Source organism: Paenibacillus sp. FSL R5-0490, from assembly GCF_001956215.1.
Taxonomy (GTDB): Bacteria; Bacillota; Bacilli; order Bacillales; family Cytobacillaceae; genus Cytobacillus.
Window position 1 is genome coordinate 298,705 of the sequence record NZ_MRTQ01000001.1, and the last position, 24,412, is coordinate 323,116.

Consider the following 24,412-nt stretch of genomic DNA (forward strand, 5'->3'; position numbering starts at 1 on the left):
TGTGGAGAACAAACCAATCATTGGAATCATTGAATCGATGTTCGCTATGCTGCTCTTCCTGATAGGAAGCTCCGTTATTTTTGGTTTGAACCTATCAGCTGAAAAAGCCTCCTGGATTGTTAGTCTTACCGCTGGGGCTATCGGTCTCCTCATGTTCCAAATGTACGTTTATATATGGAAACATAACGATTATATGAACCTTTCCGTGATTTTGAAAAGGAATCTGGGGAAATTTCTTGGAACGGCAGCTTCTCTCGTGTATGTCCTTTACTTTGCTTACCTTGCATCCCGCGTTCTAACTGATTTTACCATGTTCATCAATAGTACGCTGCTTTATACCATGAAACCGCTGATTGTAAAATTATCCATTTTCTTCGTTGTTGCCTATACCTACATAAAGGGGCTAGAGGCCTTTATGCGCTCTGCCGTCATTATAGGCAGTGTAACCGTGCTGTTTCTATTCCTGATTCCATTCTGGATTCTCATTAGCGGAATTTTTCACTGGGAATACATTGATCCTATCTTTGAGGTTGATGTAAAGAAAATAGCCAGTATTGTGCCAACGATGGTCACCTTTCCTTACGGAGAGCTCATCGCTTTCCTTATGATTTTCCCTTATTTGAAACGTGAGCACAGATCAGCGGTATCCAAAAAGGGAAGCTTTATTATTATCTTTTTCACGCTATTATTATCTCTTTTTTCATTCTTAACCATTGGAGTACTTCACCCGGAATTAGCGAAGAACTTTACTTTTCCTGTGATAGAAGCCATTGAGCGGGTAACACTTTTTGATTTCATTAAACGGCTGGACATCTTTGCGGTAATCATCATTATCTTCGGCGGTTATTTTAAAATTGCCATTTTCACCTTCGCTGGAATGAATCTTGCAAAATCCAGCATGGCAAAGGTTAAACCATCGGTTGTGACGGTATCTATCCTAGTGATCATTCTTCTGCTGTCATACGCATATGCAGAAAATCTTTCACAGCATCTGGAGATAGGACTGAAGTTTGTGCCGTTATTCATCCATTTGCCGCTGGCGATTCTTTTGCCCTTCCTGCTGTCTTTCATTACATTTATAAAAAGAAGAATAAAATAATCGTAACTGGATGTACTTCCCTGTTCCATTAAGATTTTTCCCATAAAGTCTCCTGACAATAGAGGAAAAAAAATCTTATTAGGGCATTCCTCTATTTCCCGGCAAATCCGCCCTTGTCTATGTCATAAGCCCCTGCGTTTTTCAAATTTTCGCATATTCTATTAAAAAGCGAAAAGAGGTGCAGAAACAATGGGGTTAAATGTATCTGGCTTTAAGAAGATTACCCCGGTTAACGGATTTGATTGTACCAGTAAAGACAATGCCATGCAGAACAATTACGCATGGTCTGTTGCCGAGTTTGGAGAGTATCTTTATGTTGGGACAGGCCGTAATATAGTCTTCTCGGTCCTTTCGAGCGGAGCTATTTTTGGCGATATCGAAGTGCCTGAGGAATTGACTCCAAAGAATCCTGACTTTAGCGGTGAAATCTGGCGTTATAAAAAGGATGGCAGCGGGGAATGGGAGCAGGTTTTTAAAGAACCTTCTCTTGGAATTGTTGGCTTCCGATTTATGATTACCTATAAATCACCTTCTGGCGAAGAGGCTTTATATGCCGGATGTGCTACTTTTAGCCCAAACCTGCTTGTTTTGAAATATACAGATGAAGAAGGGTGGCGTGCCCTTCCAAGCTTATTGCAGGGCGGGTCGACGAGAACCATGGTGGTTCATAACAATAAACTATACTTGGCCGCGCTTCCAGGAAACGAGCTTCAGGTTTCAAATACCTTGCTCTATGTGAGCGAAGATCCCGAACAAAATGGATGGGAGCAAATTGATCTGTCAGGGGATCCGGAAAAAAATCCTCAGGGTAATGGAATTATTATGTCGAGCTTCAATAATAGATTGTATATTGGGACAGCCCTTCCGGAAGGATTCCAATTATGGCGATCCGAGGATGAAAATCCTGGGGCAGACAGGTGGGTAAAGGTTGTTGACAAAGGAGCAGGCGATGCGAGGAATGAGGTGCCGTTAAGCCTCGAAATCTATAAGGGCTATTTATACCTTGGGACAGCTGTCTATTTTGGCATCTTCAGCCTTGATCCGAATGATCGGCTTGTAACTCCCAAGGGCTTTGATTTAATCCGAATCGATCAGAATGATCAATGGGAACTGGTTATTGGAAGCAAGCCTGTTGAACCTTCGAACCCTGAAACCGGGACGAGGGGTACAGCTATTAGCGGTCTTCCATCCGGTTTTGGCAATATTGCGAATGGCTACTGCTGGCAGCTGAAAGAATATAATGGCTGGCTTTATCTGGGCACCTGGGACTGGACAGACCTTGTTCCGCCGCTTTTGCCGGAAGTCCTGAAAAGCCTATGGGGTGAAAGTCCGCTGTTGAGTTGTCTGCCGATCGAATGCATATCTGACCTGTTTTTTGCCTTAATTTCTCCGACAACCCGCTTGACATTTGGGTTTAGCCTGTGGAAGTCCCCAGATGGCATTCACTGGTTTCCGGTAACGATCAACGGACTTAATAATCCGGAAAATTATGGATGCCGGAATCTGTTTGTCTCTGAAAATGGCAATCTTTATTTGGGCACAGCCAATCCATTTGAGGGCTGTGAGGTTTGGGTCAAAGAGAAAAAGAGCTGCCTGGATCCGCTTAAGGACATGCTGGAGAAACGATAGACTGAACTGTAATGCTGAACAATGGTTTAAAATAAAGTAATCGTAAAAGTCCGGGAACTTCTGATTCCTGGTCTTTTGCTGTAGTAAGATCCTGCTCTCTTTCATAAATTCTTCTTAAACAGAAAAAAAGGAGGGTATGATTGTGAAACATGAAATGCAAAAAGCAACTTTGCTCGCTGAAAATATTAATGACTTTCTGGCATTCCTGAATAAAAACCTCGAAAAAAATATCTTCTATATGGATACCGGCAAATTAAAACAAATCAAACTGATTGCTGAAGACTTTAAGTTTCATATCCTCGCAGATGAGCTGATCAGGATCAATCGTTTCGTCTGTGATCCAAAGTACACAAATTATTTGGTGGACCGGTTTGTAAAAGGACTAACCATTATTGATGAATTTGTACAAAGAAACTATAACAGCCTGTTTATTGTGACGGGTAGATTATATACATTGAAGAATCTGTGTTCATTATTCAGCAAAGATTAAACAGACAGAGCTGTTCCTGGTTTAATGAATACGAAGAGTTTCATGGTGGGAGGAAATATTGCTTCTCTTAATTTATCACTATTTGGATTATAATAGTTAAAGTTTATTCTTTTACTTTAAACAATTAGGGGTATGAAAAATGGAGAAGCATAAAATCTTAAGAATTCTGGAAAAAGAATTAGTGGTTGCCCTTGGATGTACGGAACCTGTTGCGATTGCACTCGCTGCAGCAACTGCAAAGAGCCATGCTAAAGGGGAAATAAAAGAGCTATGCTTAAAAGCGAGCGGAAACATCATCAAAAATGCTAAATCAGTCGGAATTCCGGGCATGGGTTCTTATGGTCTTGATTTCGCAGCGGCAATTGGCGCTGTGGCAGGGGACCCTGCAAGGAAGCTGGAAGTATTAGAGGGAGTAGGGCCTGAAGATGAGCTGTTGGCTCTTAAACTTATTGAAGAAGGAAAAGTAACTTCCCTGCAGGCGGAGACACCGAAAAGGCTTTATATCGAAACTGTATTAAAAACTGATATCCACACTTCCAAAGTCGTAATCTCTGATAACCACAGCAATATTACTTTAATTGAGGTTGATGGAGAAGTTATCTACGAGGGCGGATGTGAAAATATAGGAATCCAATCTGAAGAAGATGAATTAATTGCACTCACAATTGACGAAATATATGAATGGGTGCTTAATGCGGAAATCAGTTCCTTATCACTTGTAAAAAAGAGTATTGAGCTCAATCGGATCATTGGAATGGAAGGCCTATCAGGTGAATACGGCCTAAAGGTAGGGAAAACGCTAAAAAGGAATGTGGAAATGGGGATTTTGTCGGATGATATTGCCACTGCTGCAATGTCTTTGGCTGCAGCTGGGTCAGATGCGAGAATGGCAGGCTCCACACTGCCTGTTATGGCAAACACCGGAAGCGGCAACCAGGGAATTGCAGTCACTCTTCCAGTTGTTGCAGCTGCTGAAAAACTTAAGGTTACAAATGAAAAAATGATTCGGGCAGTGGCACTAAGTCATCTGATAACCATTCATATTAAATCCAAATTTGGCCGGCTTTCTGCTTTATGCGGTGTGACAGCAGCAGGAATGGGGGCAAGTGCTGCCATCGTATATTTGCTGGATGGACAGCTTGGGCAAATTAAGGCAGCCATTCAGAACACAATCGGGAATGTTTCCGGAATGATCTGCGACGGAGCAAAAGCAGGCTGTGCCATGAAAGTATCTACCTGTTCCAATGTGGCTGTGCAGTCTGCCCTTCTTGCACTCAACAATCAGGAAATCAAATCAACCGATGGATTTATTCATGATGATGTTGAAAAAAGTATCGAGAGTTTCTGTCAATTAGGAAATGAAGGCACCCGTCATACGGATGAGCTGATTTTGAAATTAATGATGGAGAAATAAACAGCCAAAAGAGGCTCCTCTCATTAAGGAAGGGGCCTTATTGGTGTTGCGAAGGAACATGTGTAAATTATGAAATCATCCCTCTCCGAAACATCTCCGCAATTGCCTGTGTGCGGTTTTGAGCTCCGAGTTTCCTGATAGCTGTTTTAATATACTGGTTGATGGTGACTTCACTGATAACCATGGAATCGGCCATTTCCTTTATGCTTTCTCCCCAGGAAATCCTCTTCATGACCTCCATTTCTCTTCTGCTTAATAGCCGGGCATCTTCTTTTCCTTCCGTTTTTTCAAGAGTTTTTCCTATATGCTGACCAAATTGTGTATAAGAAGAAAGCTGCTGATCAGAAATTATTCCCTGTTCGTCAAATTCGTTTGTGCAAATATAGCCGATAGGGACTGCACCAAAGCAAATGGGGGTAGCAAGGAAGGAGTTGACATTGGAAGTAGTTATGTATTTGATGTTTATTTGCTTGAGGTATTCGATCCCCGAACAATATTTAGCTTTTCTTTCATAGAGGGCGGAGTATATGAGCGGCAATGACCGAATATCATCCCTGATGTCTCTGATATGGATTAAACCGTGGCATGTAATAGCGATGATTCCTTCTCCAATAAACCCTAGAGGAGAATACCGGAATAAAAAGGCGTTTTTAACAGGAAAATTGTTCATATAAACCTCTAGAATTTTATACAGTTTCTCCTCATGACTCTCTACATCTTCTAAATTCTGGATATTATCCAAAATGGTAGATTCTATTGCCATATTAACACCTTCCTTATAGGGATATTATATATAGAAAATTATGAATATTCAATACAAATGAATGATAGTAAGCTTTAGTTATAGTAAAAAATTATAAGTACTGGAGAGGAGGATTTTTTTCAAAAGGAAAATGTAATCGCTTTCAATCAAATTGATATCATGAGGAGGAAGAAAGTATGTCATCATTTCAAAAATCGAACTCTCTCACGGATTTTGATGCTGTTGTCGTAGGGGCTGGTTTTTCTGGATTGTATATGCTGCATCGTTTGCGGGAGGCCGGTTTTACCACCCGGGTATTTGAAGCAGGCGATAATGTCGGCGGGACATGGTATTGGAATCGGTATCCAGGCGCAAGGTGCGATGTTGAAAGCATCTATTATAATTACACTTTTTCTGAGGAACTATTGAAAGAATGGAGCTGGTCGGCAAAATACGCCGAACAGCCTGAAATATTAAGCTACATAAACTATGTAGCAGATAAATTTGATCTGCGGCGTGATGTGCAATTCAATACAAGGGTGCAGTCCGCACAATTTGATGAACAGAAAAATAGGTGGGACGTACAATTAAATAATGGTGAAAAGGTTTCTGCACAATATTTTATTACAGCTGTAGGGTGCTTGTCAGCGTCCAATGTACCTAAATTTAAAGGTCTGGAAAACTTTAAAGGCGAATGGCATCATACGGGGCACTGGCCGCATGAAGGAGTGGATTTCACAGGGAAACGGGTAGGCATCATTGGCACAGGGTCCAGCGGCATCCAGGCAATTCCTGTTATTGCAAAAGAAGCCGGGCATTTGACGGTATTCCAGCGAACACCGCAATACAGCAGCCCGGCCAGGAATACGCCGAATGATCCTGAACATCTGAATAATATACGGAAAAATTATGGGGATATCAGAGAAAAAATGCGCCATTCCATAACCGGCATACCGGAGGAGCCAAGAAATGTTTCCGTTTTTGACGAAACTCCTGAAGAAAGGCAAAAAGTTTTCGAGGAAGCCTGGAAAGAAGGAGGACTTCTTAAGTTATCTTACGCATATAATGACTTGTCCATCTCACCTGAAGCGAATGAGATTGTGGCTGAATTCATTCGCTCAAAAATCCGCGAAACAGTCAAAAATCCTGCAGTTGCAGAAAAACTTCTTCCGAGGTTCTATTATGCTACTAAACGCACCATCATAGATACAGATTATTTTGAGACATATAACCGGGATAACGTATCGCTGGTGGATGTAAAAAAGGCACCGATTCAGGAGATTACCGAAACAGGTGTTAAGACTGAGGATGAAGAATATGAGCTTGACATGATTGTGTTTGCCACAGGATTTGATGCGATGACTGGACCGCTGTTTAAGATGGATATTCGCGGGAAAAACGGCGTCTCCCTGAAAGAAAAATGGGCAGGCGGCTCACAAACCCGAACCTATCTTGGCCTCGGCACAGCAGGATTCCCGAATATGTTCATGCTGACTGGACCTGAGAGTCCGTCCGTATTAAGCAATATGATGGTTTCAATTGAGCAGCATGTGGAGTGGGTATTTGATTGCATCAGCTATATGCGGGAACAAAATCAGGCTGTCATTGAAGTCAAAGAAGAGTCGGAAAATACATGGAGCAAGCACTGCCGTGAAATTGCCGATCAGACTTTGTTTACCAAAACAGATTCCTGGTACATGGGTGCCAATATTGAAGGAAAAGCCCGCGGCTTTCAAATCTATCTTGGCGGTGTAGGAACCTACCGGAAGATTTGTGATGAAGTTGCCGAAAAAGGCTACGAAGGTTTTATCCTGACAGCACCTGAAAAAACTGCTGTTAATTAATGGGTATAGATTGGGCGGAAATTAATTCTGCCCTGTCAATAAATATATTAATAGGGGGAAAATAACTATGGCATTAGATCCGCAGGCAAAATTTTTATTGGAACAGATGGAGTCAGCAGGAGCTCCGCCGATGAGTCAGCTATCACCGGAGGAAGCCCGCCTTACCACAGATTTCAGCGCTCTGGCTGGAGAGCCGGAGGAAGTAGGGAAGATTGAAAATAAAAAAATTGCGGGACCTGGGGGAGAAATCCCTGTCCGAATATATACTCCTAAAGGAGAAGGTCCATTTCCTGCGCTAGTATACTATCATGGCGGCGGCTGGGTAATTGGTGACCTGGAGACAGTTGATGTTCCTTGCAGATTATTAACGAATTTGGCGAATTGCGTGGTCGTTTCGGTGGATTACAGACTTGCACCAGAGCATAAATTTCCTGCTGCTGCGGAAGATTCGTACGCCGCAGCCAAGTGGGTAGCTGAAAATGCAGCATCCATAGGAGTGGATCCAAACCGCATTGCCGTTGGCGGCGACAGTGCCGGCGGAAACCTTGCAGCCGTTGTGGCTCTCATGGCTAGAGACAAGCGCGAAATCTCGATTGCCTATCAGATGCTGATCTATCCGGTAACTATCCATTCTTATGCAACAGAATCCTATACTGAAAATGCAGACGGCTACCTGTTAACGAAAGACAGCATGGAGTGGTTCTGGAATCATTATTTGCGGAATGAGGAGGATGGAAAAAATCCATATGCGTCTCCGCTGCAGGCAAAAGACTTAAGCGGACTGCCGCCTGCATTGGTGTTAACGGGAGAATTTGACCCGCTGCGCGATGAGGGTGAAGCATATGCGGAACGCCTGAAAGAAGCCGGAGTCCCGGTTGAAGCCAAACGATATGACGGCATGATCCATGGATTCTTCTGGATGCCGGGTGTACTGGAGCAGGGAAGAAAGTCCATTGAGCAGGCGGCAGATGCGTTAAAACGTGTTTTCCAGGGCAGTGTGGCTTCGAAATAATAGCTATGCAGATTGGACACTTCTAAAGAGGGAGTGTCCTATTTTGTGTTATTTCGTAAAATGATTAATTGCAAGATTCCTTGAATAGTGCAATGGTGAAAGGAAGTGGTTGCCATGGAGTATTTATGAAGACGAAAACGGCAAGGATGCGAGGGAAATGGTCGCCATGAATCAACACATGACGACAGAAAGAGAAGAATGGAAAAGAAACTTCGTCTTAATGCTATAAATTAATAGTTTCCCACAAAAGAATCTCCCTATCGCTCAATTTGGGGTAATAAATTTCCCATTCTCCCTGATTTATCTTCTTCTCCTGTCTATCAAGAGGCTCATTATCCTATTTTTGAGATAATTTCCAGTTGAATATAAAAAAATCAGTAGTAATGTCCCTCTTTTATTACCCCAATATACTGCCACATCTCTCACCCTTTAAGATGAAAATAGTAAGTATTCTTACTTTTCTACTAATTAAAGAGCAGGAGGAAAAAAATGAAGTCACGCAATAATTTATTGAAAGGTGCACTGGCTGCAAGTTTATTATTCACTGCTTCCATACCATTTAATGTGCTTGCTCAGAAGCCGGAAATCAAGGTGGACGAAGCGGAAAAAATTTTAAGCAGCCTCTCTAAAGAACAAAGGGATGCTTTAGAACAGCTAGAGGTAGGACCTGGATTTGTTATTTCTCCTGAAGTAAATACATCCACTCCAGAGCTGGTCGAAGTCATTGTTGAATTTAACCAGTCTCCTGCAAAGGTAGAGCTAAAGAAAGAAGCTTTAAAAGGTAAAAAAACTTCTCTTCAAGCAGCTAAAGAAAAAGTTGACAAATCCCACAATGAATTCAAAACCCATGTTAGCAAGCTGAAATCTAAGAAAGGCAGTTTGCTGTATGACGCAAGTAAAATTGAAGTAAAACGCGAATACAAGAATGCTTTCAATGGTGTTTCCATGACACTGCCGGGTATAGCTGTTGAAGAACTCCTGCAATCAGGTGCTGTAAAAAGAATCTGGAGCAATGCCCAAGTCCAGCTGGATCTCCCTTCAGTAAAGGAATCCAAAGTGAAGCCGAAGATGGCAGACAGCATTCCGCAAATCGGAGTAAATAAGCTTCATGACGAGGGGATTACCGGGAAGGGCATCAAGGTCGGAGTACTGGATACAGGGATTGATTATACACACCCTGACTTAACAGGTTCTTACAAAGGGTACCGTACAGAAAATGGACAAGACCCTAAAACCGTTGAACCAGGCACTGTCAAAGGCTGGGACTTTATCAATAATGATGCTGATCCAATGGAAGCAACTTTCAATGATTGGGAAACATCCACTCAGCCTGAATATGATTACAGAGGGGCCGCCTACTATACTTCTCACGGTACGCATGTATCAGGTACCATTGCTGCCCAAAAAGAAAATGCAGTCGACTATGCTGTCAGGGGAGTAGCACCTGATGTTGATCTGTATGCCTACCGGGTTCTGGGACCATATGGATCCGGCACCACAGACGGGGTGCTGGCCGGTATTGATAAAGCAGTAGAAGATGGCATGGATGTAATCAATCTATCACTTGGAGCGAGCGTAAACGATCCTTTATATCCTACTTCGGTTGCAATTAATAACGCTATGCTTTCCGGAGTCGTTTCCGTTGTAGCAGCAGGAAATGCGGGACCAAATGAAAAAACGCTTGGTGCACCTGGTACGAGTGCATTCGGAATTACGGTAGGAGCAAGTGATGCCTCCATTTCCATTCCAGTCTTTAAAGCTAGTGCAGCTGGGAAGGTTTTCGAATCTATGAAATTATTAGCCAAAAACTTCACGGATGATTTAAAAACACTAGAAGGGAAATCTTATCCAATTTTGTTTACTGGCCTGGGCACTCCGCAAGACTTCACTGGGGAAGATCTTGCAGGGAAAATTGCCCTCATTGAACGCGGAGAGCTGACATTTGAGGAAAAAGTGAAAAATGCCAAAAATGCCGGTGCAGCAGCTGTTATTATTTTTAATAATACGGAGGGCGAAATTCCAGCCTTCGTAGGTGAGAGCACCAAGTATATTCCGACATTCCAGCTTTCAAAGGCGGATGGTGAGTATTTAAAAGGCATCCCGGAAGCTTCCTTAGCATTTGACCAGTTGTTAGAGGTTAAGACGGAAGGAGACACTCTTGCCGATTTCAGTTCAAGAGGCCCTGTGAATAGCAACTACGATATAAAGCCTGACCTCGTGGCACCAGGTGTTTCCATTTTCTCCACCTATCCGGAGTTTATGAACCATCCAGAAGATGGCCAGGATTACACATCTGCGTATGCACGCCTGAATGGTACGTCCATGGCCACTCCTCATATTGCTGGCGTGGCGGCACTCATGCTTCAGGATAATCCGAATCTTGATCCATTCGATGTAAAAACAGCACTAATGAATACGTCGGATGATTTAAAGAAGGATTACTCCGTGTATGAAATTGGCGCCGGCCGTGTGGATGCCTATCAGGCCGTTCACTCGAACGTTTCAATTAAAGTGCTCGATAAAACAGAGCATATTGAAAACGGTGAGTACGTGGAGGCTGATGAAATCACGGGTTCCATCAGCTATGGAAACCACTATATGGACAGTGCTGATATAAATGATAGCCGTACACTACAAGTGATAAACAAAGGCAGCCAGGACCAATCCTATGACATAAAAGTTGAATATCATTCAGCTCGGAACGGTGTGCAGGATGGGGTAAAAAATAATATTAAAGTTAACGTACCAGAATCGGTTACAATAGGAGCGGGAAAAACGGAACAATTAAAGGCAGCGATTACAATCCCGAAAACAGCTGAAATCGGGCGTTATGAAGGATATATCCATGTGGTGAATCAGGATAATCCAAAAGAAGGCTATCAAATTCCATTTGCGATCCGGGTGACGGATAAAGGCATCGATTTTGCAGAACCGCTCCAGCCGTCTATTACGACTGACACACCAATGCACCAATACTATTCGCCTGGTACGCACTTTGTCTTTAAATTTAAAAGCCCAATGGAGACATTCGATTTAATTGTAAAAAATGAAAAAACAGACAAAGCTGTTGGAATTGTAGGAAGCTATGATGCCAGTGCGGCCATGCCTGATAAAGAATATCTCATATACTTTGGCCACAGAGGACTTGTTTATCCATTCACAGGGAATAAGAAACAGCCGATTGCTGATTACATGCAAAAGCTGCCGGAAGGTGAATATGTCCTTGATTTAATCAGCCGGGATGCAGAGGGAAAGACCTATCATCATGAGAGTGTAGGCATTGTAGACAATACACCGCCGGAAGTGGATCTCGACATTGAACCGGGAGTGATTGAAATAAATGATAGCATGTTAACAACTGAAGATGGCCACCATGCATTCTGGGTTCATGGAAAGGTGACCGACAAAACAGTTGACCTGTTGCAATCAAAAGGAATGGATTATACCCAAAAAACCAATAAGGCTGCTTATTATGAAAGTGAAATACCATTTATCAGCGGATTCCTGCCGCTGGATGACGATGGCGCTACGAAGTTCGGTGTGCTTCCGGAAGAATATGCAACGACTCATTACCAGTTAAGGCTATTTCCATGGGATATGGCAACAGCAGCCAATATGTTTAAATCTCCCCGGTATGTGTTTATGAAGGAAGGCACTGAACATGCAGCCAGTCGATTTAATAAAAGCAGGGTGAAGCTGAATGACGAAATAACCATGACACTTGATTTAAATAATGTGGAGAACTTTATTTCAGGTTCTTATGAAATTCAGCCGCTTCTTGACTATTTTGAGCTGCAGGAGGTTAAAGCAAATCCTGTGCTTAAGAAGTTTGCAGATCAAAATGGCATAGAAATAAAAATAGATGAATCAGTTGTCACGGGTTCTGGTGTAAAAGTAGGAGCAGCCCTTTTAAAAGAAGACTTTGAAGGGATCAGCGGAGACATGCCATTCCTTGATGTTACTTTTAAAATGGTGGACGACACCAGCTACGCAAGATTTGCATCCTTTGGCTTAAAGGAACTTTCTTATCATAAGCAAGGTCAGTCAGAAGCCATAACTATTCCGGCTTACAGCTTAAACCATTTTGAACTTGTATCAACTCACTCACGTATTTCAGGCAATATAGCACCGGAAGCTTTCTTAAATTCCGGAGGCTGGGTTGACAGCAAATACGATTTTACCAAGCTTAAAACAAAGGTTTTTGCCAAAGCGGCAGATGGAAAAATTTACGAAGGAACTATGGATAGCAGGGGGCTGTTTGATGTCATTGTGCCAGCAAAAGAGGCCTATACGGTTTATGTAGAGGTTCCTGGCCACTTGACAGAATTTCAAAATGTTTCTGCCGGCATCGAGAAAGATGGAAAGTATCACGGTCTATATGTAAGAATTAACCCTGAAGATAATCTTGCAGGGGATGTTACCCAGGATCAGGTAATCGATATACGTGACCTGAAAGAAGCTGTTGAACATTATGGCAAAAAAGACCCTGAGAATCCCCATCTCGATATTAATCAGGATGGGGTGGTCGATGAAACAGATGTCAGATGGATTGAAAAGAATTTCTTAACGAAAGGCACATTAGCAGGAAAAGGAAATCAGCCGAAAGACAGGATTGGAAAGAAAGGGCTTGCTGATTTCTTAAAGATGATTGGATTGGAGCCGAAAGAAAAATAATCATAAAACAGCAGGCAGGAGACAAGTTCTCCTGCTTGTTTCTATTATCCTATAGAAAATGCCTGGCAATTTCACTATAATAATAGAAACTTTATACTGAGGTGCAGCATGATCATTGGGAAAATTATTAAGTTTTACCGGGAGAAAGCAGGACTGACACAGGGCCAGCTGGGGGAAGGAATCTGTTCCGTTACTCATTTAAGTAAAATCGAACGGGGAATTACCGAATACTCCGGAGAAATTACACATCTCCTGGCCAGGAGGCTGGGCATTGATCCCGAGGAGGAAATAACTCGATATCATCAGCTTGCCAAAAGGCTGGATGAATGGCATGAGAGTATGATCATGCAGCGGTTGCAGGAATCTGAGCATATAAAAAAAGAACTCCAGGCTGAAAAACTGATTCATATGCCTGACTTTCAGACTTTATATCGCCTTCTGTCAGCCAGATACTATTTATCTGTGAGTGATTTGATTTCGGCATCGGAATTAATCTCAGATCTTAAAAAAGCTTCAGCTGCCTTGTCACCTCATGATGCTAATTTGCTGAAGCATATTCAGGGCATTTATTACTTTCTAACAGGTCAATACCGTGACTGTATCAGCAGTTTAGCTTCCATTGACAGAGATCAGTATAGCTACGATGAATACTATTACCATTTAGCGATTGCTCATCATTCCATCCATTCAAATATTACAGCCTATTATTATGGAAAAAAGGCGCTTCACTATTTTCAAAGAACCTTAAATATTCTTCGCGTTATCGATACGGAAATGCTGCTTATTGTTCAGCTGAATGCGAAGGAGCTTCATGACTTTAACGAAACAAAGGAAAAATATGAGCAGTTAATTAAGCTTTGTGATGCATGTAATTCTGGTGATCGAAAATCCAAGCTTTATCATAATCTGGCATTTGAATATTTTCGCAGGAAAAAATATCGGGAATCTGCCGGTCTCTATGAAAAAGCACTAAAGCTTACCGCCGAAAACGCCCCTCACTATTTAACTGCTCTGGATGGATATATACATACCTGCTATAAAGGAAAACTTCAGTCCCGTAATGCGTTAATAAAATTGGCTGAAGAAGGAATGGAGAGAGCCAAAGATACAGATTCATATACCTGGATTAATTTTCAGCTCCATCTTCATTTATTAAAAAGAGAAGAAAAGCTATACTATCAATTTATTGAGGGAACAGCATTGCCTTATTTTAAAAAAATCGGCTACGGCATTTTAATCGACCATTATGAGAAAAAGCTTTTCCACTTTTACTCAGAAAAAGGCGAGGCTCAAAAAGCAATTGAACTCGCCCGTTCATTTATACAAAAACAAAAAAGCTATTATGATCATGAGTAGAATAAAACCCCAAATCTAAGACTGCATAGGTTCTATGCAGTCTTATTCTTAATGGTTCGTTTATTCATTTTTCTTTGGAACATTTTCGCATTTGTTCCTATATATACACCCGTAAGAACAAAGGCTGCACCTATTCCATGCGCAAGGGTAAATGTTTCACCCAAAAAGACTGTAGCCATTATAACAGCAGACACAGGCATCACATTTATAAAAATGGAAGCCTTGGCCGCTCCGACCTCTTTAATTCCGTTATAATACATGACAAACGAAACCACGGTAACAAAGATACTCATATGAGCGATAGCAGCCCAAGTCGTCAATCTGGCTTGCTGAAGATCCATCCACGTTGTTTCAGCAGAAGCAAATGGCAAAAGAAATAAGGTCCCATAGGCAACTGCATATGTGGTCGATTCCACTGAGCTGAATTTTTTCAGTACCACTTTCCCCACAACGCTATAAATGGCCCAGCTTACGACAGCGCCAAGCAATACGAAATCAATCGGTTCAAAGCCATATTGGAAAAGAGTGAGCAAATGGCCATCTGTAATAATAAACACTACACCTGTCAAAGCAACGGCCATTCCAATGATATGGTTTTTGGTTATTTTTTCTTTAAGGAATAGTCCTGATAAAAGGACGATAAGAACTGGGTTTGATGCAATAAATAATGAGCTTTTAATCACGGGTGCGTGCTTTGTGGCCAGAAAGAAACAAATATTATACAGCGCAATTCCTGTCAGGCCCAAGAGAGCAAACAGTCCATGATCCCTTAAATTTGGTCGTTTCCGATCTTTCTCCATAATCCACATGAGCGGATAAAGCAGGATAGCAGCTCCCAAAAACCTCAAAAAAGCAACAGTTGCAGGTTCAAAGCTTTGAACAGCAAACTTGCCGGCAATAAATGCACTGCCCCATGTTGCAGTAGCCAAAGTCAGCATTCCATAAATAAGCCATAATCTCTTTTTCAAACGAACTCGCCTTCATTTCTGTAAAAATTTTATAAATAGTATTATAACATCTTTTTCGAAAGTCGAAATAGTTATTTTTAAGCATATTTGAGATGAATATCAGCTTGTACTTCATGTATGATTGAAGGAACAAAATTAAAATTCCGCGGATATGCCGCCGAAGGTCAGGGTAGTAAATATATAGTGTATAAATAAACTTTCAACTGCTGTTTTCCTGGTTTGCACTAAGAATGATTATCAATAAAAATAAAGAGGGTTAAAATATAAAAAAATATGCCGGAAAGGAGGGACAAATTTGTGGCCATTTTCATCAAGTAAAAAGACCAATAAAATCGTTGATGCAGCAAGCTATATTTCCATTAAAGAAACAACGGAAGAGGCGGAAATTGAAAAGATGGTATTGAAGTTGGAACAGATTTTTCACAGTACTTCCAGAGAAATCGTTATTTTGTGCATCGGGTCGGACCGCTCAACTGGAGACTCTCTTGGGCCACTTACAGGAAAGATCCTCAAAGAAAAGAACATTCCGTATCCGGTATATGGGACTCTAAAGGAGCCTGTTCATGCATTAAATATCAAAAAGGTTCTTAAAGAAATCAAGGAAACGCATCATGATCCTTTTATATTTGGCATAGACGCCTGCCTCGGGGACGAACGGCAAATCGGTTATATTTTAATAAGAGAAGGATCGTTTATTCCGGGAAATGCAGTGAATCGGGTTTTGCCAAGTGTGGGTGATTATCATTTGAAGGCAATTGTAAATACACTGGATCCATTAACACCTGTACATTCCTTAAATAGCACGAGATTATATATGGTTTTAAAACTGGCTGAAATCATAGCGGAAATTATTTCGCGTGTAGCCGCTAATGATCGGACTTCCAGAGGAGAGATTGAAAAATTGAATGTGCCGTAAACATTTTATAAGTAGAACTCCTTGTAAATCAGCCAAAAAATTGCTGTTACTCTGACAGGTAAGTTATAATGGGCAGTAAGGATACTAAAGAGAGAAAGAGGGAAAGGAATGGTTAATAACTGGACGGAAGATAATCTGATCTCGATACGTGAGAGGGTTTATCTGCATATTAAGGATCTTATTTTGGACGGGGAATTTAAAGCGGGAGACCGGCTGGTTGAACGGGAACTCGCTGAGCGGTTAAATATCAGCAGGACACCTATTCGCGAAGCGCTGTTCCGCCTGGAATCACAAGGGTTTGTAAAGACAGTCCCAAGAAAAGGCGTTATCGTTGCCGATATATCCGAAAAGGAAATTATCGAAGTGTTTACTATTTTATCATCACTTGAAGTACTGGCAGCAAAATTGGCCGTCCAAAAGCTGGATGATGAAATGGAAAGCAAGTTCAAAGGCAGCATAAATAAGGTAAAGGAATTTCTGAACAATCCTGAAGAGGATGCTGCTGAATTACATAGGGAGCTTAATCATCTCCTATATAGCTCCGCAAAAAATGTTAAGCTTTACGAGATGCTCAGCGGATTATCCGATTACATTCGCGCGTTTGCCAAAATCGGGCATAAAAATCCCGGCAGGGCAAAGCAGTCTATGGAGGAGCATTTAAAAATCATGGAAGCCATTGTCAATAAAGAAATGGAAATGGCCGAATACTTGACCAAAATACATATTGAAAATTCAAAAAAAGCATACATTGAAGCTGTTCAGCAGAGTGAAGATAAAAAATAAGAAAGAGCAGAAGCCCTTTCTTATTTTTATTAGACTCCAATCACAAATGATGAAGTTAAATTTTTTAAAACCTTAGCCACACTCATAGCGACAATGGGACTGGATTTTGGATTTTCCTCATAAGGAACATTCGAAACGGATATCTCCACTTCACCGAAATAACCTTTAGCCTTGATGGTATGTGTGTTTGATTGGATAGTCGGATCAGCATACACCTTCACCTTAGTATTTTCAAAGCCAACTCCTGCTAGGCTAAGGGCTGCTGAAACATTCACGCTCTGCGGAAACAGCCTGGATGACTCCCGTGCATTCCCTTCATAAATACAGAATGGTTCAGTCAGCATATTCAGATCCACTTTTTCTTCCGCAATCGTGCCTTTCCAGCTGCGTGGATGCTTTCTTGTAATTAAGGTGATTTCTTCAATCTCACCCAATGCTCCCGCTGCAATCCGGTCCAGGCCGGCTATAGCTGCAGAAGGAACAAAGATCTGCCGGTTATGCTGTTTGGCCACAGCTTTGAGTTTTTCATAAAAACCGGTGTCTCCTAATGCTCCCACAGAAAGCACCACAAGATGGCATCCATTTGCCAGCACTTTCTCCCCGTACATATGCAAGGCTTGATGGCCCGCTGACTCTATGATAATATCTAAATCTCCATTAAAAAAATCGCCTTCATCTGATGTAAGGGTAAATGCTTGTTTATCAGCATGCTCTGCAACTTTATGGCTTCTAACCAGCACAGACTTTAATTCTACGTTGCCAGCATGGCCGGCTTCTATTAATTCCGCTATGGTCTTCCCCAGCGTTCCATAACCGATAATTCCAGCTTTAAGCATATTTATCACTCCTTCTCGGGATCCCCCTAAAAAAACCGTATAAATCTGGTATACGATATACTTTGTGCAATTTTATTCTAGATTTTAACTTAAAACCATTCAGAGAGCAATAGATTTTATAGAAAATATTAAAACATCTAAATTTTCAAAATTATTTGCACAATAGCTATTTTTAGTGTTATTATAGTATACAAGTTTAAAATAGTGAAAAGGGGAGGTGGTAGTGGTCTCAGGTTCTTGACGATGTCTGCACATCTAAAGAGCATAAGAGATTGATTGATATAGCATGAAAAGAGCGGTGCACCAGCAGATAACCAAGTCATCCATGAATAGCGCTTTTTTGTTTTTTGGTCAATTTGGTATACAATCTACCAAATGCTGTATTCTTTTTGGAAAAAGTTACAAGTCCTTCTCGTGAAGCAAAATGCCGGGGTATTACATAGTCAGCCATAGAAAAACAGAAGCCTTGCAATCTGTCTTTTGCAATATTTTATAGGGGTTATTTATTTATAACGAAAAACGGAGGGGAATATATGGAGTTAACATTTGCTCATTGGGTCTATGCAATTGTTACTGTGTCTGTCATCGCCACGATGCTTTTTAGAAGAGGCGTTGTCCTGCCGGTTATCATCGGAACTTTCTTTGTGGCAGTCATTTATAAAGGCAGCCTGATCGCTGGCTTTCAGGCTGTATTTAACGCTAATCTCCTCGCAGCAAAAGAGTTATTCAGTATATTCTTAATCATTTCTCTCATGATCGCACTTCTCAATTCATTGAAGGATTTGGGAGCGGACAAGAGGCTTATTGGTCCGATTGAGAAGGTTATGGTGAATGGGCATATTTCCTATTTAGTATTAATGGTTACAACCTATGTAATTTCACTCTTTTTCTGGCCAACCCCTGCTGTCCCGCTTATCTGTGCTCTGCTTGTACCCGCAGCAGTCAGGGCTGGGCTGCCTGTAATGACGGCTGCCATGGTTATTGTCATTGCTGGTCAGGGTATGGCGCTTTCCTCTGACTATATCATGCAGGTAGCACCGATGCTCAGTGCCAAAGCAGCTGGAATTGATAAGGCCATGGTTGCGGATAAGACACTGGTTCTTTCTGTCATTACAGGTGTACTTGCATTGACCTATGTTTATGTGGCGCATAGAAAATCAATCGTGAAAAATGGGAACCATGACTCTTCTCTAAACCCTGATGATGCTGCTTTTTTTGGTGTAGCGAATGAACTTGCTGCTACGGCTGAAGAAAGTGCTGAAATCATTCAGAGAAAAAATACATGGGGCAAGGTTTTTGCTGTATTAGTGCCTTTATCGATGCTGGGTGTTATGATTTATATGTTCTCAACCAAATTAACAGGCGGGTCAGGGTTTGAAGGAACAGATGGAGCTGCTTTTATTGGCGGTGTTGCGACTCTTTTATTGGTGCTTGCCACTGTGGCATTTAATCGCATCCATGCTTTAGATAAGATAAGCGAGCATTTAACGGAAGGCTTCGTGTTTGCCTTCAGGGCGATGGCTCCGGTAATTCCAATAGCAGGATTCTTCTTTATGGGAAGCTCAGACTTTACCGGCACCATTTTATCATTGGATGAAAGCGCTGCCAAACCTGCTTTTTTATTTGATATGATACAGGCAGGCCAGGCTTATATTCCTGAGAATGCCTTTATTGCAGGATTTGGCTTGTTGATTGTCGGTCTGATCACTGGCCTCGATGGGTCAGGTTTTTCCGGGCTGCCGTTAACGGGTGCCTTATCGGGTGCATTAGCAAGTGGAAGCCATATTGATCCTTCCACATTAGCTGCCATCGGACAAATGGGTGCCATCTGGGGTGGAGGCACGATTGTTGCCTGGTCTTCACTTGTCGCAGTAGCAGGATTCCTGCAGATTTCACCGCTGGAGCTGGCCAGGAAAAACTTTATTCCGGTTATTTCCAGTTTATTTATCGCAACATTAATTGCCATATTAATCTGGTAAAACAGAAAGCTCCAAAAAACAAGGCTATCCTGCAAGGTTAGAATATACTAACTAAGGGGATAGCTTTTTTATAAAGAGAGGAGTGAGGATTTGAAAATTGGCTTAGCAGGTATAGGAAAATTAGGTGCAGCGATGATGACACACTGGCATAAATCAAACCTTTCAATAGGCATTTTTCATCCCGATATGTCCAAAGCAGAACAATTTGCTGAAAAGTTCCCTAACGCACATCCTTTAACTGATAATGAGATGAGACAAATGGATATCCTTCTGCTTGCTTTGCCGGCTGGAAAGGTGATTTCTTTTATGGATAGGATAATTCCGGAAAATTCTTCTATTGCCTTCATTAATATGGCGACCGCGCTTCCAACGAAAGAAATAAAAGAAAGGTTCCCTTCCTGTAAGGTGTTTGGATTGAAATACATGGGGCATTCGAGAGACTTAATGGAGAATGGAAAGGGATTATTTATTACTGAGGACCATCTCCCTGCTCCGGTACAGGACCTATTCAGACCAGTGGGGGATATCATAATAGACAGTGAAGAGAGAGTAGCAGCAGTAAATAAACTGGCAACCTATTATGCTGTAAAAACGGCTGTTGAAATTGAGAATGAATTGACAGGCAAAGGGTATGACCCAGCTTATATTAAAAGAGGACTTACTTCCCTTGCACCGGAAGTCATACGGTCTTACAGCCAAGGCACTTTGGGGCATTTTGCAAAAGAAATTGTGAAGGAAATACAGGAGTATAATAAAAAAGCTGCTGATTAATTTTCAGCAGCTTTTCCTATTAGAGCATTCTTTCCAGCAAAAACAAATAGAACATTACGCAGGCAACATACACTGCCGCAAAAGGGAGATTCCAGCTCGAGACTTTATAGGAATCGACTTTGATAATGTTAGACATGAGACCAAGAGTGGCATTATATGGGCCTACTAAGAAGGCGGAAACCGCGCCGGACAGCATTGCGACTGTCAGGATATGAGGAGATATACCGATGGCTTCCGGGTTTACTCCTTCAATCATCAATGCCAGGGAAACGGCTGGATGGAGGCCCAGAAAGGCCAGCCCTAAAGGAATCAAAGGCAGTATGATCAGGAAAATCTCGACTCCTGCCACACTAATAAAAGCTGCAATCCAGTCAAAAAGGATTTCATTTGCCTTCGAAATATTAATCGCTGATATAAAAAAGCCTGTTGATAAAAAGATAAAAAATTGATCCTTCATGCTCATCGCGAAGGAATTGAAATGGTCAGACAGCTGATGGCCAAATTGTTTTCCTTTACGTAATAAAAGGGACCAGCTGAAAGCAAATGGAATGACGATCAGTGAAACAAGAATTAAGAATGGCAACGAAACTTGTGTCTCTGCAAAGGATACGAGGACATTAAATATTGCGATTGCCGCCAGGATCTGAAAAACTCTGCCCGGGCGGCCGTCATTAGTCACTTCCAGGGCTGCAGCTGTTTCATGCACAGATTCTTCTGCAGAGTGCGGGAGTTTCATTGGCTGGGACTGACGGGATCCAATAAACCAATCCATTCCTAATCCTAATATGCTCAATGGAATGACATAAGGAAGGATGGATCCCCAGCTTACCCCCGTCATCGTTATCACGATCCCCACAATAGGAGTTACAGGCGCCCAAATTAATGGCATCGCAAACCCTCTGGAAATAGCCCTGCTCATGAACCGCTCTTTATTCCTTACCGGAAAGCTCCCCAGTGCCGGCCTGATAGAATAATAAGTCATGGGCAGGGTGGCAAGATTCATGAAAATGCTGAAGAAGTAAGAGATTCCAGAAGTCATCATATACAAATGACCAGATGTTTTTACACGTTTTTGAATGATCGCCTGGATGCCTTCCCCGTAACGTCCCAGTTTAACAGGAATCCCCAAAATGGGTATTAAAGTAAACATGGTAAGCAAATCAAGCATTGGTCCAAAAGCAAAAATATACTGCTGCCACTCTGAGCTGCTTGTCCAGAGCAGGACTGCACCAAAAGTCAGGAAAACTCCCCCGAGAATCTGAACAAATTTCTTCGTCAGCCGGAATGTCAAAACGACGATGATAAAACACAAGATAGAAAGGAGGGAATCAATATTCCACTGCGGAAGCAAGGTGGACAGCAAATATAAAGCAATCACTGTCAAAAATAAAACTCTTAGCATATTAGACACCCTCATTTAATTGAATTTCAACTGAAATTGTATACCAAATTCTCATTTTTTATCTATTTGTTCAAAAATCAGTCACAAGTATCCATATATTTTTGGTATTTGGTATACAATTATATTGTAAATCTAAAAAATTCATCATATAATAATGATAACAGGTAAGAGAAAAAAAGGAGGCTGACCCGATGTTCCATTTTCTATTTGGATCCAAATATGCAATTGAGAAAACTGAAAGAAAATTAGCCCGTTTAAGGAGAACATTAAAATTCTAATTTTGCCGCCATGCTTTGGCGGTTTTTTCTTTTATAAAAATTATTATTTGTGAACAGCAAACCCGGAAGAAGAGCGGCTTCCCCCGGGTTTTAAGAAGTTTTTATCGCAGTCTAACGGGGCAGTAAGACCCCCACATCAAGACTTTAGATGAATCAAGGGAGGATAAGTGGGGGTCAAACTGCCCGTAAAGGCCCGAAAAGAAGAACAAAGACTAAAAACGCCACATCCTTCCAAAAGCTGTCGCATTTGGTCGTGCGATGCTCATGCTGACGAAGCCTTCCTTGTCCTGTGGGCCTCAACTAACAATCAGGAGGGAGAAAAGCACTCCCCACTGATTGAAGTTTCACTTTATACTGCTACTTCATCAGATTTAACCAGCTTCGAATGAATGGAGTCTTCACTATTGCCGGATGCCTTTACAATCTCATCCAATTCTTCTCTGGCAGCTTCCAGCGTTTCAAAACGTTCAAAAAATTTAACACCGATATGATTTACATACTCTTTTCCTTCATATTCTTCAAACAATTGGATTTTCATTTTCTCATCCAAAACTTCTGCAATTGTGTACTTTGCCTTCAGTTTATCGAAAAAATAGAAATGATACGTCTCAACCGGCTTTAAGCCCTCGTTTTCAAGAATGGTCTGGAAAGTATCTTTATTCGTTAATACAATATATTTACCCAATTAAAACACTCCTTTTATTATTAGATATTGTAGAAGAATTAATTAATATGTAATTAGGCAGCATACCTCCTTTTTGTTGGAATATTGTATACCATGTACTTTAAATGTATTTTATACTAAAGATTCAAAAGATTCAATATTATATTCTAAATTTTTTAATTATTCGGTTAAAAATGATTAATTTGATTAGGTTACATTGGATATCTTCCAACTATAAATTAAAAAACAAGTTTGCTAATCTTCAAGAAAGGTTGTATACTTTGAAAAAGTATCTAAATTTTTAGAATAAACTGAAAGGGGTATTGATATGCCGAAGGTTACACTGCATGTGGATGGAGAGATTGTGGAGAAGCAGGTAAAAGATAATGCCAATTTGGTTGTTCTGGCAGGGATCCGCCAATTTCCGGAATTAAAGTATGGTTGTGGCATGGGAAGGTGTACAAAATGTACGTGTGTCGTATTAAACGGGGGAGATGATCTCGCTCCGCCAAATTGGAAGGAAGAAAAAATGCTTGGCGATAAAGTGAAAGAAGGATACCGGTTAACTTGTCAGATGACCATCCAAAATGATATTGAAATATCCCAGGAAAATATCTCTGTAAAACCTCCCAAGAAAACAACTGCAGTTAATACAAAATAGTTTTTTATTTTTATTATTTAGTGGTATACAAAATACCTAAAAATAAGCGGGGTAATAAGATAATGAATTGTTATGAGCTTACCAAGATGACGTGGAAGGAAGTCGAGAAATCCTTAGAAAATGCAAAGTTTGCTATAATTCCTGTCGGAGCACATGAGCAGCATGGGCCTCATATGGCGGAAAGCTGTGATGCAGTGCTCGCGGAAAGAATGGCAATTAAACTGGGGCAAAGAATGTTTCCTTATGCTATTGTGACACCAACAGTGAATATGGGTGTTTCCGAGCATCACATTCATTTTCCTGGAACCATCACCCTGCAGCCATCTACTTTGATTGCTGTTCTGAAAGATATGGTCTCTTCACTGAAACAGCATGGCATCAAGAAGTTTCTGTTTTTGAATTCCCATGGAGGAAACCAATCTGCACTGAATCTCGCAGCAATGACTATCACAAAGGAATTAGAAGTTGAAGTCTACTATGCAAAGACCACTGCCTCTGCCAGGGAATCTATCGGAAAATTTGTTAAATCCCCTCTGTTTGGCCACAGCTGCGAAAGGGAAGTGTCTGAAGCTCTGTATCTGGCACCGGAACTGGTAAGAAAGGACCTTTTGGAAAAAGGAGAAATCAAGCAAGGCGGCAGATGGGAAAAGCTCCGTCCGGGGAAGGCTGTCCAGGGATTTTATTTTTACGAAGAAATGACTGGAAACGGCTGTATAGGCGATGCCCGGCAAGGGAGCAGGGAAATAGGAGAACAAATAGTAGAGGAAGCCCTGGATCATCTTACTGAGGAGCTTTCTGAACTGCTTGATTTGAAAGAAGAACTTCTTTATTAATTCTTACAATCTAGCAGTGAGAAAAAATAATCTTTAAAAAATTCTAAAAATTGTGTTTACA

The 24,412-nt window shown here is 41.3% G+C and carries 19 protein-coding genes; 14 read left to right on the top strand and 5 right to left on the bottom strand.

The window, feature by feature from the left end; all coding sequences use genetic code 11:
* Position 1: 1 nt before the first annotated feature.
* From BK139_RS01440 to BK139_RS01455, 4 genes are all read left to right on the top strand, one after another.
* The gene (locus tag BK139_RS01440) at positions 2 to 1,099 is read left to right on the top strand and encodes a GerAB/ArcD/ProY family transporter (protein WP_076256063.1); all 1,098 of its coding nucleotides are present in this window, start codon (positions 2 to 4) and stop codon (positions 1,097 to 1,099) included.
* Between the two features lie 189 nt (positions 1,100 to 1,288).
* Complete coding sequence (locus tag BK139_RS01445; protein ID WP_076256065.1) at positions 1,289 to 2,728, top strand: Kelch repeat-containing protein; 1,440 nt, start codon at positions 1,289 to 1,291, stop codon at positions 2,726 to 2,728.
* Between the two features lie 136 nt (positions 2,729 to 2,864).
* Positions 2,865 to 3,218, top strand: a complete 354-nt coding sequence (locus BK139_RS01450) for a hypothetical protein (RefSeq protein WP_076256068.1) — start codon at positions 2,865 to 2,867, stop codon at positions 3,216 to 3,218.
* A gap of 139 nt (positions 3,219 to 3,357) precedes the next feature.
* Positions 3,358 to 4,632 (top strand): L-cysteine desulfidase family protein, encoded by a 1,275-nt coding sequence (locus BK139_RS01455; RefSeq protein WP_076256070.1) that lies wholly within the window; start codon positions 3,358 to 3,360, stop codon positions 4,630 to 4,632.
* Positions 4,633 to 4,699: 67 nt separating this feature from the next.
* Here BK139_RS01455 and BK139_RS01460 read toward each other — a convergent pair whose 3' ends face one another.
* A complete protein-coding gene (locus BK139_RS01460; RefSeq protein WP_076256072.1) occupies positions 4,700 to 5,395 on the bottom strand; it encodes a response regulator transcription factor in 696 nt (231 codons plus the stop codon).
* Between the two features lie 176 nt (positions 5,396 to 5,571).
* Here BK139_RS01460 and BK139_RS01465 point away from each other — a divergent pair, with 176 nt between their 5' ends.
* The 4 genes from BK139_RS01465 to BK139_RS01480 all read left to right on the top strand — a co-directional run bounded on the left by BK139_RS01465 (position 5,572) and on the right by BK139_RS01480 (position 14,260).
* A complete protein-coding gene (locus tag BK139_RS01465; protein WP_076256074.1) occupies positions 5,572 to 7,218 on the top strand; it encodes a flavin-containing monooxygenase in 1,647 nt (548 codons plus the stop codon).
* Positions 7,219 to 7,285: 67 nt separating this feature from the next.
* Positions 7,286 to 8,230 (top strand): alpha/beta hydrolase, encoded by a 945-nt coding sequence (locus BK139_RS01470; protein ID WP_076256077.1) that lies wholly within the window; start codon positions 7,286 to 7,288, stop codon positions 8,228 to 8,230.
* 489 nt (positions 8,231 to 8,719) lie between these two features.
* Entirely contained in the window at positions 8,720 to 12,904 is a 4,185-nt protein-coding gene (locus tag BK139_RS01475; protein WP_076256079.1) for a S8 family serine peptidase, read from the top strand.
* A gap of 108 nt (positions 12,905 to 13,012) precedes the next feature.
* Complete coding sequence (locus BK139_RS01480; protein WP_076256081.1) at positions 13,013 to 14,260, top strand: helix-turn-helix domain-containing protein; 1,248 nt, start codon at positions 13,013 to 13,015, stop codon at positions 14,258 to 14,260.
* 32 nt (positions 14,261 to 14,292) lie between these two features.
* Here BK139_RS01480 and BK139_RS01485 read toward each other — a convergent pair whose 3' ends face one another.
* Entirely contained in the window at positions 14,293 to 15,198 is a 906-nt protein-coding gene (locus BK139_RS01485) for a DMT family transporter (RefSeq protein WP_076256231.1), read from the bottom strand.
* Positions 15,199 to 15,523: 325 nt separating this feature from the next.
* On the opposite strand from BK139_RS01485, the gene yyaC reads away from it, so the two are divergent.
* The gene (yyaC, locus tag BK139_RS01490; protein WP_076256084.1) at positions 15,524 to 16,144 is read left to right on the top strand and encodes a spore protease YyaC; all 621 of its coding nucleotides are present in this window, start codon (positions 15,524 to 15,526) and stop codon (positions 16,142 to 16,144) included.
* Positions 16,145 to 16,252: 108 nt separating this feature from the next.
* Positions 16,253 to 16,927: a GntR family transcriptional regulator gene (locus BK139_RS01495; RefSeq protein WP_076256086.1), complete on the top strand. Its 675-nt coding sequence runs from the start codon at positions 16,253 to 16,255 to the stop codon at positions 16,925 to 16,927.
* Positions 16,928 to 16,956: 29 nt separating this feature from the next.
* Here the strand turns inward: BK139_RS01495 and nadX are convergent, their stop codons facing one another.
* Positions 16,957 to 17,763 carry an aspartate dehydrogenase gene (nadX, locus tag BK139_RS01500; protein WP_076256088.1) on the bottom strand — a complete coding sequence of 269 codons (807 nt, stop codon included), beginning with the start codon at positions 17,761 to 17,763 and terminating at the stop codon, positions 16,957 to 16,959.
* 533 nt (positions 17,764 to 18,296) lie between these two features.
* Between nadX and BK139_RS01505 the strand changes: the two genes are divergently transcribed.
* Both BK139_RS01505 and BK139_RS01510 read left to right on the top strand, forming a co-directional pair.
* A complete protein-coding gene (locus BK139_RS01505) occupies positions 18,297 to 19,742 on the top strand; it encodes a hypothetical protein (protein ID WP_076256090.1) in 1,446 nt (481 codons plus the stop codon).
* 90 nt (positions 19,743 to 19,832) lie between these two features.
* Entirely contained in the window at positions 19,833 to 20,513 is a 681-nt protein-coding gene (locus tag BK139_RS01510) for an NAD(P)-binding domain-containing protein (RefSeq protein ID WP_076256092.1), read from the top strand.
* 19 nt (positions 20,514 to 20,532) lie between these two features.
* Here BK139_RS01510 and BK139_RS01515 read toward each other — a convergent pair whose 3' ends face one another.
* Positions 20,533 to 21,915, bottom strand: a complete 1,383-nt coding sequence (locus BK139_RS01515; RefSeq protein ID WP_076256095.1) for a hypothetical protein — start codon at positions 21,913 to 21,915, stop codon at positions 20,533 to 20,535.
* Positions 21,916 to 22,542: 627 nt separating this feature from the next.
* Positions 22,543 to 22,878, bottom strand: a complete 336-nt coding sequence (locus tag BK139_RS01520) for a hypothetical protein (RefSeq protein WP_076256097.1) — start codon at positions 22,876 to 22,878, stop codon at positions 22,543 to 22,545.
* Positions 22,879 to 23,185: 307 nt separating this feature from the next.
* On the opposite strand from BK139_RS01520, the gene BK139_RS01525 reads away from it, so the two are divergent.
* Together BK139_RS01525 and BK139_RS01530 are read left to right on the top strand one after the other, a co-directional pair.
* Positions 23,186 to 23,518, top strand: a complete 333-nt coding sequence (locus BK139_RS01525) for a 2Fe-2S iron-sulfur cluster-binding protein (RefSeq protein ID WP_076256099.1) — start codon at positions 23,186 to 23,188, stop codon at positions 23,516 to 23,518.
* A 62-nt stretch (positions 23,519 to 23,580) separates the two neighbouring features.
* Positions 23,581 to 24,351 carry a creatininase family protein gene (locus BK139_RS01530; protein WP_076256102.1) on the top strand — a complete coding sequence of 257 codons (771 nt, stop codon included), beginning with the start codon at positions 23,581 to 23,583 and terminating at the stop codon, positions 24,349 to 24,351.
* Positions 24,352 to 24,412: the final 61 nt, after the last annotated feature.

Coding starts and splice junctions, on each gene's coding strand:
- BK139_RS01445 (WP_076256065.1), top strand. CDS start 1,289: ATGGGGTTAAATGTATCTGGCTTTAAGAAGATTACCCCGGTTAACGGA.
- BK139_RS01450 (WP_076256068.1), top strand. CDS start 2,865: ATGATTGTGAAACATGAAATGCAAAAAGCAACTTTGCTCGCTGAAAAT.
- BK139_RS01455 (WP_076256070.1), top strand. CDS start 3,358: ATGGAGAAGCATAAAATCTTAAGAATTCTGGAAAAAGAATTAGTGGTT.
- BK139_RS01460 (WP_076256072.1), bottom strand. CDS start 5,395: ATGGCAATAGAATCTACCATTTTGGATAATATCCAGAATTTAGAAGAT.
- BK139_RS01465 (WP_076256074.1), top strand. CDS start 5,572: ATGTCATCATTTCAAAAATCGAACTCTCTCACGGATTTTGATGCTGTT.
- BK139_RS01470 (WP_076256077.1), top strand. CDS start 7,286: ATGGCATTAGATCCGCAGGCAAAATTTTTATTGGAACAGATGGAGTCA.
- BK139_RS01475 (WP_076256079.1), top strand. CDS start 8,720: ATGAAGTCACGCAATAATTTATTGAAAGGTGCACTGGCTGCAAGTTTA.
- BK139_RS01480 (WP_076256081.1), top strand. CDS start 13,013: ATGATCATTGGGAAAATTATTAAGTTTTACCGGGAGAAAGCAGGACTG.
- BK139_RS01485 (WP_076256231.1), bottom strand. CDS start 15,198: ATGCTGACTTTGGCTACTGCAACATGGGGCAGTGCATTTATTGCCGGC.
- BK139_RS01495 (WP_076256086.1), top strand. CDS start 16,253: ATGGTTAATAACTGGACGGAAGATAATCTGATCTCGATACGTGAGAGG.
- nadX (WP_076256088.1), bottom strand. CDS start 17,763: ATGCTTAAAGCTGGAATTATCGGTTATGGAACGCTGGGGAAGACCATA.
- BK139_RS01505 (WP_076256090.1), top strand. CDS start 18,297: ATGGAGTTAACATTTGCTCATTGGGTCTATGCAATTGTTACTGTGTCT.
- BK139_RS01515 (WP_076256095.1), bottom strand. CDS start 21,915: ATGCTAAGAGTTTTATTTTTGACAGTGATTGCTTTATATTTGCTGTCC.
- BK139_RS01525 (WP_076256099.1), top strand. CDS start 23,186: ATGCCGAAGGTTACACTGCATGTGGATGGAGAGATTGTGGAGAAGCAG.
- BK139_RS01530 (WP_076256102.1), top strand. CDS start 23,581: ATGAATTGTTATGAGCTTACCAAGATGACGTGGAAGGAAGTCGAGAAA.